Source organism: Bacteroides faecium (assembly GCF_012113595.1).
GTDB lineage: Bacteria > Bacteroidota > Bacteroidia > Bacteroidales > Bacteroidaceae > Bacteroides > Bacteroides faecium.
The window spans coordinates 4,809,009-4,822,957 of sequence record NZ_CP050831.1 but is presented as its reverse complement, the minus strand read 5'-3'; the positions used below and the strand labels follow the sequence as shown (position 1 = coordinate 4,822,957).

Genomic DNA, 13,949 nt, shown 5'->3' with positions numbered 1-13,949 from the left:
CAATCACCAGTTATCCGAACGGAAAGACCCTAAAGGTAGTCCGTCGCAATATACATCTCCTTCCACATAGTTCTTAAATCCATACCGGACAGCTACCGGATGCGGGACTTTCTCACTTTTTACGAGCATCTTGCTACGCTCAATCCAAGCTTTCGCAGGATAGAATATTTTGTCTTTACCTGCCACTTCAAAGTTTTTCGACTCGAAACAGTTCTTGCCGCTAATCCACATACCGGCACGTTCAAAGCTTACGACTACCGTGTCATTCTTTATTTCAACGCTTTTATAATAAGGACTTTCACCATTCACTCCATCTACTCCGTAAGTCTTAGTCAAAGCAAGAAGTGCCAGACGTTCTCCGGCAACTCGCTTCTTTGACGGATGGATTCCTTTCTCCATTCCGGCATCGAGCAATACCGCCATGCCGCTATTCGCTACACGATGCTCAACTTTCGATTGTGCTTCCCGAAGGTAGGCGGAATTTATGACTTCTTTGCCTTTTTCCGTGATGATTCCATAATCGTATGGGGCTATCTGACAATAGTAAAAAGGAAAATCTCCTTGTTTCCATTCGGCACGCCAACCGTTAATCAGTGTAGTAAACATATCTGCATACGTATGGGCACGATTCCAGTTATCTTCCCCTTGATACCATATCACTCCTTTCATTGTCATGCCGATAAGGGGATGCAACATTCCATTGTAAAGCACAGTCGGAGTACGGTTCTTTGATTTAATATCCGTTTCAGATTGAGGAATTTTAGCGTCGGGGAAGGCTTTCAGCCAGTCAGCGGTCATCCAGGCTTCGCACGCTGAACCGCCCCATGCTGCTACTATCAATCCTACCGGAACATCTATTATTTCATTCACCAGTCTGCCGAAATAATAGGCTGTTGCGCTGAAATCACGGACGCTGGTTGGGTTTGCCTCTTTCCATGAGCCGATAACGTCATTCTGTGGAGTGAACGTAGAAGTACGTTTCACCGTAAACAGACGGATTTGCGGATTCTTGCTGTGAAGAATGTCCATATTGGCATTTTCTACCGGCTGATTCTTGAATCCTTTCATTGGCATTTCCATATTACTTTGTCCGGAACAAAGCCAAAGTTCTCCTATCAGAATATTATTCAATGTCTTTTTAGCTCCATCGTCAAATGTCAGTGTATAGGGGCCGCCCGCTTCCGGAGTGGAGACAGCAAGTTTCCATGCACCGTTTTTATCCGATGCCACCACATATTGTTTATTGTTCCAACCGGTAGTGACAGTCACTTTCTTGTTCGGAGTTGCCGTACCCCAAAGATTGGCATTTGTTTGTTGCTGCATCACCATGCCATCAGAAAAAATAGCCGGTAGCTTTACTTCTGCGTGTGTCGATAGGCAGGCAGCAAGCAGAAAACCTGCCAACATTGTACCTGTTTTAATCATTGAACTTTTCATTATAGTATGTCTTTATCATTTAAGTACTTTATTATGATGAATTTAGGCACGGATTACGCGAATTACTCTATAACAGAGAAACTCAAAGGCCCGAGCAACCCTGCCGGAAGCAAAGTTTTCTCCGCCCTGCGGTATTTCGCGTTCGTCCAAATTTCATCAAACGGCGCTTTGCCTTCGTCAGCTCCTTTCAATGCATTCGCCCACGTATTCGTTACTTCTATTTCAAGTTCGTTCATCCCTTTTTTCAAAGCTGCCGTTATATCAGCCCGATAAGGAGCCGTCCAGATAGTACCACAATCTACGCCATTCAAACGAACCGTTGCTATATCGCATATCTTTCCCAAATTCAGATAAACTTGTTCGTCTTTCTTCAGTTTGTTTTTCCAGCGGAATGTTGTTTTATAAATGGCTGTTCCCGAATAATAACGAATCTGTTCATCCTCTTCTTTACTCCAGTCAAACAGTGTTTTCCGGGTTACCTCTTTTCCTGTATTAAGGAAGTTTATTTGGTACTCTTCCATGTCTAAAGGAATTTCCCGAACTTCTTTAGCAAGATTCTTTTTCTCTTTCCATAGCTTTTGCTTTTGTGAATCGTCCCCGCTATTTTTACTAATTCCTTCTGTAGAAAAAACAACGAATACGGACTCATTGGGAGCTAATGTTAGAGTCACTTCCGTGCGGTTATCTTTTAGCTCATAAAAGGGATTGGTATCAATTTCTCCTGTCACAGGATTCCAACATTCCGGTTTACTTCCGTTGATACGCATACTCGCAGTAAATGTACGTGTCTCTTCCCTTTGATTGGCTATAAAATAAATATCTCCCAAGTCACCACAACGATGTGTCCAGGCAATGTCTTCCGGCACAATCAAATCACGTTCCAGACCATATGCTGAAAAATCGTCTTCCTTATAAGGTATGGCAGGAATTAATACGCCTGCTTCTTTCAACTCATTTATCTTCTGCTTCACCTCCGGCGAAAGTTCCACCGGGTCGGGATTCATCGGACGGGCAAGCGGCAGTACCAGAACTTTATAACTGGCTCCACCTGGCAATATCATTCTGCCATTTTCTGCTTTTGCCAACCGTAATAGGACATCTTTATTAAAACTATCATAAGCATATCCCCGAAGCGGATTCACCCATTTTTCGGGGTCAGCCATATTAGCAGAATGTGTTACGCCAACAGGACGCACACGTAACGGCTGTCCTTCATTTGCCAATCGAATACGCTCACTTTCCACCCGTTCCGCACCAAAGATACCCGGCAAAGAGGGAATCAAACGTTCCGGCAATATAGAACGCCGGGGAATTTCTTCTCCTGTAAATACAGCGATATCCGTCACCGGATGCCCGTATTGCAGCAATGCCTGGCAACGAGTGGCATAATCGGAGAATGCTTTCGCACCCTTGTTCCACCAAGTCTGGTCGCGCTGGAAGAAAAGTCCGATGCCTTCCAAAGTCATTCCGGGTTTGCGGTTCAGCCACGGGTTGTGTACATATACGTGGTAGAAAAGACGATTGATACCCAAGGCATAATTACGGTCGAGCAATGTTTTCAACATTCCGGGATGCTCGTCCCACGTGCCGCGCACTTCTGTGAATCCTTCAGCCTGGATAATATTCTTTCCATATATATGTGCCCCGCTGATAGCGTCGAGCATGTCATTGGGTTTATCATGCGTCGGGCTATTCAACCAGAACTCTCCCATCGGCAGGTCTACTTTTTGATAATGTAGTAGTCCGTCACTGACCATAGTAGGCGCTACACATTCCGCAGAGAATTGGCAGTCATATTCTTTGGCACAATCTGCCAATACTTTGTAGAAAACATCGACAACCAATTCGGATATAGTCGTACGTACATCACGCAGAATCTTTTCGCTGCGTTCCGCACTTTCCATCGGGATACCTGCTAGTAGTGGTAAATAAGGCATCAGGTCGTATCCGTGACGTTTCTTGAATTCAATAGCAAAATTTGTACTCCAGTTCTGGCTGCCACATTCCCAACTATCAACATGCATATATTTCAGTACGCGACGTGCAACTTCCGGGTTTGTTTTCACAAATGCCTGTGCAAACCAATTGTCGAATTGCTTGCGGACAGTAACTGGATTAAACTTGTCACATTCCAGTCCCTTTCCGCCGCCGGCTGTTGCATTGGTATGTCCGGTAGCGGTGTGTCCCATGCGCAATAGTTTCCATTTGCCTTTGGGCAGGACAGCGGTTAATGTTTTCTCTTTAAAGTCGCCTGTTGAATTATTGTTGAATTGATTGCTCAGGTTGATAACTTGTGAAAGGGTGTAGCAGTCCTTTTTCCCTACTTCTGTCTCTTTGGTAGCGGAAGCCACACGCCATACGAGTCCGGCTTTTCCTTCCCACTGGTTCAGGCGGGCTTCACGATGCAAGCGCAATTGCTTTATTTTCAGATTCGGTTTCCATTTGGCAGCATCCATATCTTCACTTCCGGGTTCACTTCCTTCCGGTGTCCAGTAAAAACGGAAATAACGGGCTGTTGTTACAGGAATAGCATGAGTGGAATTTTCATCCGTATTCTGCCACCCTTGGCGGGCAGGAATCAATTGCTTCACAAAACGATAATTTATACCATCGTCGCTCGCCATCACTTTCAGCCGGTGTGCTTGATAATTATTGCCACTCAGAATAATCTCGATATTGCGACACGTGAAAGGTGTTTCATATTCATACTGGATATAGCAAGGATATGAGGAACGAATCACTCCTGAGGCATCCATATTCACTGTCTTTTGTGAATCAATATGATTTCCTGTGGCTGTATTGGCACAGGTAATCTTTGCCGGCATTTCATCCACCGCTCCATCTACGGGAAGAGCAAACAATGCGATGTCTTCATAATAATTGTCATAAGCTTCCGGCTGCGGTAAGCGTAATGCCTTGAGCTTACCACCGTCAACGATTGTATCACTCCAGACCACTTTTTGCATAGATTCTTCGGGAGTAATCCAGGGACCTCCCGCCAATGCGAAACCATCACAAATGTGCATTCCCAATTTCAGCCCCAGACGATCTGCTTCTTCCATGCTGAAACTCACCATCTCCCACCATTCGGGAGTTAGCTGCTGCGCTTTGCCATCGTATTGGGCGCCTTCATGAATACCTTTAATCGGCATCAGGTAAGTACCTCCCAATCCGGCATGTTTCATTGCCTCCAAATCGGCTGTAATCCCTTCTTTAGACACGGCACCATACATCCAATACCAAAAGGTCCAGGGTTTTGCTTCGTCTGACGGATTCTGAAATTGCTCCCTAAGTGAGCGTGTTTGTTGTGCATCGGCAGGGTATACGGCTGTCCATGCTAATAGAGAAAGTGCAAATATTCGTTGTTTCAGTCGGCTTTTCATTCCAGTCTATATTTTTACTTATAGATAAGACGAAAAACATTCTGTTTTGTACTCACTGTATTTTCCTGACTCAAATTAAATTAAGCTACTTAATTTGTCAGATAGAATTGAAACGATAGTTTATCTATCTCTTCTGTAATAGTTCTTCAAACACTTCAAATACCCTTGAATATGAAGTGTGCGGATTGTTTATATCAATGGAGATGCTACGTGCATGATCTATGGCAGATTCTAGTTTTTCTTTGAGTTGGAGATATAAGTTTTTCTAAGAAAAATACTCAATGCTTTTTTCGTACTTTTCAAGACGACCATTCTTTTTCAACTCTGTAATTACTTCGTCACAGTTACGAAACTGACGGTCGGTAAAGACAAAGTGTAATAATAGCCAAAATTCAAAGGCAGGATTACTCTCTATGAAATAAATCTCATTTTTGTATGCCTTGATGCATGATGACTTCTCCTTATCATAGGCTTGTTTACGTACATTATCAGCATTGATATAATCCATATCAATCAAGCAAAAAACTACATCAAACTCTTTCGCTAATAGCGATTGAGCTTTCGTTATGATATCACTGTAGTCAGGATGTTTGGGCTTATCAGGTTTTAGGGTAACATTGAACTTCTTCAATAGGTCCTTTTCAACATTACGAAATCCATCAAAATAGAAAAACTCTGTGATTCCTTCACCGATAATCGCATAAGATTTCCGAATTTCTTTTATTCTTTTTTCGCGTGCCATACTTATCGTTTTTTAGGAATAAAAATACCGCCCAGCGTTGGTTTGGCGCCAAATTTCCCTGCATTATATGCATTGAGAAACGAAACGCCATTGCGAATATTGAAGTCATCAAGTGAAAACAGGTCTGTTGAACCATCATCCTTTTTTTCTGTAAACCAGACTACATCTTTACGTAAATCCTCGGTGTCTAATGATTGGAGATTATGCGTACTGAAAATCAGCTGCGAATAAGTCGAATTAACCAAAAATAAGTTGATGAAATGGGCAAATAAATCCGGATGCAGCGAATTCTCAAGTTCATCAACAGGTATGATAGCATTTCTTTCAAGCAATATATTCAGAATAGTTCCCAAACCATAATAGCGTATTGTTCCTGCTGATTCAAGTATATCAGGCAGGTAATGAACAGAAGATGTTCCATTGGCTACAATCGTATGTTCAAATATCAAATCCGTATCTTTTTTATTTTTCTCGTTTTGTTGAACATCAAAACCGGATATATTAAAATCTGCACGGTGTAGCAAATCTAATAAAAAGGATTTGTTCTCCTTCTCTGCTTCCATTTCTCCTGTTGTCCATGTTTTCAAATCCGTTTGGGGCAAGAGTATAGGCAACCACTGCTTCAGGAAATAGTTATATACACGTTCTAATTCAGGAAACATAAAGTTAGCTGTAGCATAAGCTGAAACAACACTCATATTACTAAGTGTATTTACCTGCAACTTTTCCTGCTCGGCCACATTGAGTTTGACTTTGCTTCCTAATCGGATATGAGTGATTCCATTAATGGTCTCTCGGGAGAAAATTTCGGCAGGTTGCTTACCGGGATAATATTTAAGTGTTTCTTTTAGGACAGCACTATTATCTACTTCAAGATAATAGATATGCTTCATATTGTTTACAAAAAAAGTCAATTCAAATACTCCACATTCTTTCTTTGTCGTATCATCCAAGAGAAACGGAGTAAACCCGATAGGCTGCATCTTGTTTATCTTAGGCGAAATGGCTATTTTTCGTATGAAGTCAAGTGCTAGCAACACGTTAGTCTTTCCTGAAGCATTAGCTCCATAGAGGATACCGAGTTTTAATACTTTCGTATCGTTGATAGTGGTACAGTAATATTCTTCTGAAACCTTATCTGCAGAGGCTTCAAAACTTAATATCTGCCAATCCTTTGCTGATCTGAAATTTTTAAACTTAAACTCTAAAATCATACTCCAATATATTAAAAATGCGACTATTTCGCAAATATAGCATTTTAAACTATTTATTCCACATTTTAATCTATTCTTTTTTAGCTATAAAAAAGGTGCACCTCCTTTCCTACTCTCGGAAGAAGGTGCACCACACAAACAAAACAAACAATAGACGACCTTCACAGGCGGTATTTCGTATATAACTCAACTAATTATAAATCAATTTCATTTTTAACGTAAATTCTCTCCCTGTATTCAGACGGAGTCATACCGGTATGTTCACGAAAGAATCTTGTCATAACAGAGTTCGACTGGAAGTTCGTGCGTGAGGCCACTTCTTTTATTTCAAGGTTAGAATCCCGTAAAAGAGCCTTTATTTCAAGAAGGGAATATTCTATAATCCAGTCTTTTGCCGAACGACCGCTCATATCTGTAATTACCATTGTAAGATGCTTGGCGGACACACACATCTTTTTCGCATAAAACGCAACATCCCGACTTACGGTATGAAATTCGATCACCAGACAAAAAAAGTCGAATAAAAGTTTTTCCTTGCGGGTATATCTTACTAATTCGGTAGCTTTCGGATTTCTTTTATAAGCCACATATATATCCCAGTAGAAAACACGTAATAACTGCATGATAGACTCCCGTCTGAATAAGTTGCGAGGCAAGTTGATGCGATAAATCAAAATATTGCAAAAGTGAATGAAACGTTGGCACTCTTCATCGTATAGCGGAGTGCTGAAATTTGTCCGCATATAGAAAAAGAAATCAAGCGTAGGTATACATATCCCGCTTATTGTATCCATAAACAGGCTTTTGGGTACTTTTAGAAACATCATTGAAAAGTCACTGCTAATCTCCGTGACAGAAGCCAGCTGAAAAGGGAAAATGACTACCAGATCATTGGAAACAATCCGTCGTTTATTACCAAAAACATTGAATAACGCACTTCCTCCCGTGCATATCCCATTTATCCCTTCATCAAGATACATAGGATTTTCATCAAGAGGTAAATCGTCTATTTTAGTATAGACGTTAAACTCTTCTGTTTCCAATATATTATCGAATACTTTATCCTGCTTATATGGCTGGTTCTTTTTCATGGACTGCTATTTATCAATTATGTTGTTTGCCGTTATTTTTATCATACGGATGTCAGTCGTGCCATTTCGATTGAGCAAACTGTACCACCAAAGATATGGGAAAGATGTATAAAAAACTTTCTTTATCTTTCATCAAAATCATCAGTGCCAGGAAATATTCACCTTCATTAATATCAGGAACTGTCATATAAACCTTATCGTCCGAATATTTATGGATATCACCACATTCTATCAACATTCTGTCATTTACGGAAGAGACAAGGTATAGATTGGTACTTTCCCATGTCAGCATATCCAGATTGTGACCAATGATAACAATGGGAGCTTCCGGTGTAATGGTCCCATTACATCTTTCATTTGAAGGATCATATATTTTTTTGATGACAGGAAACGGCGCTCCTTCAATCATTAATATTTCTGCTTTTATCGTTTTCATTTGATTGATCGGTTATTTTGTATCTTTTGTAAATGAATGAGCAAACTTATATTTCTATTCTATATCCCGGATGCAACGGAGATAATAGGAGCTTGCCTTGGAGAGATCTCTGACAGACTTATATTTCACTCTTGTCGCATCAGGATAAATTGTCATTGACCATGCTTGAGAAGAAGTTGTATTTTCCGTCGCTAACCAATAGGTGGTTGATTCTTTGCCAGGTAAGGCGAATGCTTTACAATCGGTACCTTGGGTAGTTGTGGCCTCTAATTCCTTATAATAAATCATAATCAGGCTTCCTTCACGCAGTGTAGGTATCCGCCATGTTCCCGGAGCGTCCTGACCGTCTTTCCCCCGATACATTGCGCATCCCTTGGGAACAGCAATATTCTTCTCCGTACTATAACTATTACTGTTTGCCGTAGCAAGATAGCCATTTGCTGTAGCCCAATTCATTGTTGGCGTTCCACTGTCTTTTCCGTCGCTATCATTGCCATCGCTATATACGATATCCGGAGAGACTATAAAAAATGCAGATACAGTCTTATTGATTTTGCCTGCATCATACATGCTATCTATATGCCGGATAATCCTGTCCGCATAAACAGGGTTGCCATTAGTATCAATAATAGGATTCGTATCTTGACCAGTCGGGGTGTACTCGTATAATTGAATGTTGTTATAAAAGACAGCACTTTTATCTCTGATCCTTTGTTTCGGCAAATCTTTCGAATTAATAGCCGCATACCTGTTTCCCCTTGAATCTCCATAGACTTCTATTGTCTGGGAATATCCCTTTAGCAAGATAAAAAGGGACGCGAAGATTATGACAGTTATTCTTTTCATTTTATTCTTTATATTTTCAATTTATCATTAATAAGTAACGGAAGGGAGAGGAATGTCTCTTACACACCTTGCACCACCCTCAGTCTTATTGTAAGTGTTAAGCCCGTAATACCACCTTTTGGCATAAGTACTTCCATCTTCTGTAATTGTTTGCCCGCTGCTGGCATCTAATAGACTGCCGATATAGAGGCCAATCAGTTGATTGGATGCCGGTAAATACCATTTTAACTCCTCCCCTTCTATTCGTCCGTTTCCATCTTCATCTCGGTTCTTATCATAGCAAGCCCTTGCAGAAAATGTACTAGCGGGGTGTTGATATTGATATAGCAATATATGTCCGGAAGCATCTTTCTGCGGAACAGGTATATAACCACTCCAAGTAAGGTTCTTTATATTCTCGGCCAGGTTTACCGTCGCGTTTTTTCCATAATACACGTCATCCGTTCCGTATGAATAATCAGCTGTCACAATCCCATCGTAACCATATTCCACTTTACCCGATGATACGTCATACTGGTATACACTACGTTGCGGTCTGTCATGCACCAATCCCATTGTATAGTTTCCGTCAGTGTCTCTTTCTCCTCCAAAACACCCGGCATATACTGCCGGGCGCTGGTCTAGTCTAAATATATGGAAAGTTTGCAATGTTTCTCCTTCACCCTCTGGCATAGTAGTTACTTTAATGTATAAAGAACGCTTTCCTAATTTATCGGATTCACCCGGGTCAACCAGTTTGCCGTCATCATCATAAATGTATTCCTTATTATAGAGATAAAACTTCACCTGAGTGGGAAGTATGGAACTTGCCGTAACACGAGTATCCAATGGCTCTTTAACATTATTGAATGCATCCGTATAGTTGGAAGAGGAAGACAGGAGGAGCCAACTGCTTCCCTTATCGGCTCTCTGCGTACAACCTGCGTCAGTATATATTTCCACTTCCACTTTCCTTCCTTGAGTCTGTATAACTATCGGGCGGACACTATAAGCTGCATCCAGGTCATAAGTGACACCCGATTTGTTGTACTGGGTGTAGCTGAACCCCGCCCCGGAAGACTTTACGTTAGAACTGGAAAAAAATTCCACATACTGGCTGGTGGTATATGCCCTGATCCGTTCATCGTTCTTTGCCGAGTTTATCTCTGCGTTTATGGCAGTACGCAAATTATAAAAATGGTTGGGTTCCACATCGAAGTTATCGGTGTTATTATTCCCAACATACATCTGGTAGATCGCGTATTCGTTTGTTCCGGTAGTAGGGTATGCCCATGCCTCTATCTGCGTACCCAGTGGCGGCGCAGCACCTGAAGGAGTCTTATTGACCACTTTGTAGTAGCGCTGGCTTTCACTCAGAATAGTTGCAACTGTCCCTTGCCGATTCTGCGCCACATACCATGTTGCCGAGTAATATCCATTGGAATCGGGCTCACCCAACTGATCCATTTCAAATGTGGCGTATGTATCCGCATCGGTATTTTTATCAGGATTGGTGAGCCGGATGGTATTGTTTACATTCAGCAGTTTCAAACCTTGTAACCGGTAATTTTCCACCTCGAACTTGTAACGTAAGGTAACGCGTGCCATCAACCTCTCGATTTCGATGCCTCCTACAAACCCGGCCGGTTTGTTGTATTCTACCAGACCACGCTTACCACCGTCGATGTCCACCACAGTGACACCTGACACTTCTCCGGCCAGCGGTACCTCATCATCTGCGGTGATAAGCGATTGGGTATGCCCTTCTACATTAATAAGATAGTCAAAACTCCAATTCTTGAGTTCATCAAGAGTGCTCACTCCGCTCATATCATAGTTAAGTTTAGGGCCTAATACCAACAGGTACAAGGTTTGATTCTCTGATACTACGAGGGGGACATCTATCGTCATCAAATCATTTATGGCTGTTACTGCATCACTCAGTTTATGAGGATTTCCCTTAATGGAACCGTGCTCATCGAATTGGAAAAGCCAAAGGTTGTGTAACTTGGTCGTGCCGTCAGATACCCGGGTAGTTACCTCATGTGGTTCTTGTCCCTGTTCCAAAGCCACTGTAAACGGCAACCCGGAATCGTTCCTATCCCTGAAAAGCGACTTAGCGGCGGAATATCCGCTCGTTGACGCAGGCTCTACAGCGGGGGGAATACCGACTTTCAGGCTGACCATAACCACCTTACCGGTAGCGTCACCGGGACCGTACTCTACCAGTTTATCTTTTGCACAGCCCACGAACGCCAGTAACAGCAAGGTGGTGCAGACTGTCCGGAAATACCTTTCATATTTTGTTCTTAGGTTCATATCGTATATGTTTATTATCAAGTTTTCATCCAGGAAGAAGCCATCAGTAGCCGTTTTGCGTAATTGACGGACTGCCGAGAGGAACCGTCACTCCAGTATCTTTCGCTAGTAGAATATTAACAGTAAGATTGATAGAACTCGGGCTGCTGTTCTCAGGAATTGTTACCGAGACAGAATAACTATACGTATTCGGTTCAGTATCCGCTTTAGTACTGAGACACTTTTGGACGCCTCCATAAACAACCTGCAAAAACAGTTCTCCGGCAGGTATGGAGATATCCGTCGGGGTAAGCTGGATATTCACCGTATAAGTATCTCCCGTTTGAGGTATATTACCCAGACTACTTAATCCGGTAGTAGCACGTAAATCATATCCGCTTTGCGAGACGGTGAGCAATATGCTTCTTGTCTGTCCGTCCAAACCGACCCCTTCCACCTTCACTCTGAATGAACGCGGTGAAGCGCTTTCTTTACGTTTGACGTATACAGGGATATTTTCCGTATTGCTTCCGTGGGTCGTATGTACGATGGTGCCATCCGATACGAACGAGAAATCGTTCGGATCCGCTGTTCCCGCACCTTCTCCCGTGACAAGCGTTGCTGTCCAATAAGGCACATTAGACTTAATGCTGAAAAAAGCTTTTGTACCGTTTTCACTTCCCTGGTAAGTAGGACTGGAGCCATTACCTGACTCTATCTTGCTTTCCGGTATTTCATTGCGCACGCAGCGGATCATATAGGCGCTTTGCCTGTCCTTGCCGCTTTGGAAACCCGCCCCCGATGGATTATTACCGGAGAATTCGAATACTGAAGCGTCGTCGGTCCAATACCCTCCATTGGAACGGTCCCCCTGAGATACACCGCTCGCGTCTCTATACCGGTTATGCGGGGAAAGCAGCCAATGGAAAGAAGGATAACCGTATGAACTATTCTCGTTATCCGACGCCTCTATCAGGGCTTGGTTCTCATTCTGAGTAGCCATGTGCCACTGCCCGTTATCCACAATGTTTTGAGCCTTGATCTGGGTTTCGGAAAGTCCGGCCAGCTTGCAGGGATCTCCCACCCCGGCTTTAACTTGGTCTACGGTGTTATTTGCAGGAATTCCGTCTGTGTTTAGGTAAGGAATATCTGTCCACCCGCTGATGCTTAAGGGATCGTATGAACCGGGATACCAGAGTACATCGTTCAATGCATTGGCATTGGAAGGAGCTATAAACTCCTCACCCGCACCTGTGCCGCTGTGCACGGCTATCAGGCTGCCATATTTGAACAATACATCCTTATATCCCGTCTCTGAATGATATGCTTTCAGTATACCTGAATAAACGCTGACATCATTCCAGATATTTACATTTCTGGATGTATCGGCAACTGCGTCATAATCTGCCGCCTTGTCACTCACTATGACCAGTCCGTCAATAGGTTTCCAGTTGATGGTGATATCATGTTCCTCCATTGCCACTATTTCCGCATATAACCCCATTGCACCCATACCGGTAATGGTGGCATATATCTGATAATGGTTATTTCGCGTCAGGTTATAGTTTTTGGGAGGCTCTTGACCGATATTCAAGAGGTAAACGCAGTTCAGCACCTGCGCACTTCCGTTTTTAAGCACGCATTGCGCGTCGATTTTAAGATAGGTTGCGTGTGATGCATTTTGAGGGTCGGACAATATATGTTCGGGAATATAAGTAGCGGGAGTTGTTATAAAATCCACCCCGTCTTGTATGGTGTAGTTATCTCCATTTATTATATATGTACCATTATTATTGAGTTCGCCAGTTCCCGGGATAGTAAGGTCATCCGACCAAATATCTTCCGTATATGCCTGCCCTTCTCCTATAGGAGTGGCAACTGGCATACGACATACTTTAACATTCAGTTTGGTTACTTTAAAATCCTCATTCTCATTAGCGATATTTTTAATTGCTGTAAATTTGATGCGGGATACCATACGGTTTACCTTAACCGGCAGTTCCGTCATTGTAATATTATTGATTGTAACCGTGGCGTTTTTTCCGTCGCTGCGGGATTCCACATAGGCACGTGCCACATTTCCATACATGGGCGGAGGAGCAACGATACCTATGGCAGAGAATGTCACTTTTTCTATTTCATTTTCCAGGGTAATGGCAGCGAGCTTTTCGGTAAGCTCCGGTGTTTCATTGCAGATGATGTAAATGTTGTTATATCCCTGTGCCGCTCTTATAGAAGCGGTGTATATGCCATCGACATTTATGGAAGCGTCAGAAACGTCATTGTATACCAGTTCGTTCTTATCATTAAACACAATTGCACGTACGGATTTTATAACTTCATCTTCGTCGGTGATAGTATTGCGCGTCCCCATTTTAATACTCATCGGTATCTTTTCTCCTTCGTAAATACGTGCGCCTGCTACTTCGTTCTCTTTTGTACAAGAGTAAGTAAACAGGGCAAATATGGTCAAAAGCAAGACAACTGCCGAAAATTTTATATTTATAGTTATATTCATTCTTA

The 13,949-nt window shown here is 42.4% G+C and carries 8 protein-coding genes and 1 pseudogene; all 9 read right to left on the bottom strand.

Annotated features, from left to right (window positions below; translation table 11 throughout):
* Window positions 1-3 precede the first annotated feature (3 nt).
* Entirely contained in the window at window positions 4-1,437 is a 1,434-nt protein-coding gene (locus tag BacF7301_RS17800) for a sialate O-acetylesterase (protein WP_167964905.1), read from the bottom strand.
* 62 nt (window positions 1,438-1,499) lie between these two features.
* Window positions 1,500-4,730, bottom strand: a pseudogene (locus BacF7301_RS17795) (glycosyl hydrolase); the annotation flags it as partial.
* A 355-nt stretch (window positions 4,731-5,085) separates the two neighbouring features.
* Window positions 5,086-5,562 carry an RloB family protein gene (locus BacF7301_RS17790; protein ID WP_245208264.1) on the bottom strand — a complete coding sequence of 159 codons (477 nt, stop codon included), beginning with the start codon at window positions 5,560-5,562 and terminating at the stop codon, window positions 5,086-5,088.
* Window positions 5,563-5,564: 2 nt separating this feature from the next.
* Window positions 5,565-6,776, bottom strand: coding sequence for an AAA family ATPase (locus BacF7301_RS17785; protein WP_167964901.1), 1,212 nt, complete (start codon window positions 6,774-6,776; stop codon window positions 5,565-5,567).
* A gap of 194 nt (window positions 6,777-6,970) precedes the next feature.
* Window positions 6,971-7,867, bottom strand: a complete 897-nt coding sequence (locus BacF7301_RS17780; protein ID WP_167964899.1) for an AraC family transcriptional regulator — start codon at window positions 7,865-7,867, stop codon at window positions 6,971-6,973.
* Window positions 7,868-7,919: 52 nt separating this feature from the next.
* Window positions 7,920-8,303, bottom strand: coding sequence for a hypothetical protein (locus BacF7301_RS17775; RefSeq protein ID WP_167964897.1), 384 nt, complete (start codon window positions 8,301-8,303; stop codon window positions 7,920-7,922).
* 54 nt (window positions 8,304-8,357) lie between these two features.
* Window positions 8,358-9,149, bottom strand: coding sequence for a DUF1566 domain-containing protein (locus BacF7301_RS17770; protein ID WP_167964895.1), 792 nt, complete (start codon window positions 9,147-9,149; stop codon window positions 8,358-8,360).
* Window positions 9,150-9,176: 27 nt separating this feature from the next.
* Window positions 9,177-11,447 carry a DUF4906 domain-containing protein gene (locus BacF7301_RS17765; protein ID WP_167964893.1) on the bottom strand — a complete coding sequence of 757 codons (2,271 nt, stop codon included), beginning with the start codon at window positions 11,445-11,447 and terminating at the stop codon, window positions 9,177-9,179.
* A gap of 43 nt (window positions 11,448-11,490) precedes the next feature.
* Window positions 11,491-13,944 carry a fimbrial protein gene (locus BacF7301_RS17760; protein WP_167964891.1) on the bottom strand — a complete coding sequence of 818 codons (2,454 nt, stop codon included), beginning with the start codon at window positions 13,942-13,944 and terminating at the stop codon, window positions 11,491-11,493.
* Window positions 13,945-13,949 lie beyond the last annotated feature (5 nt).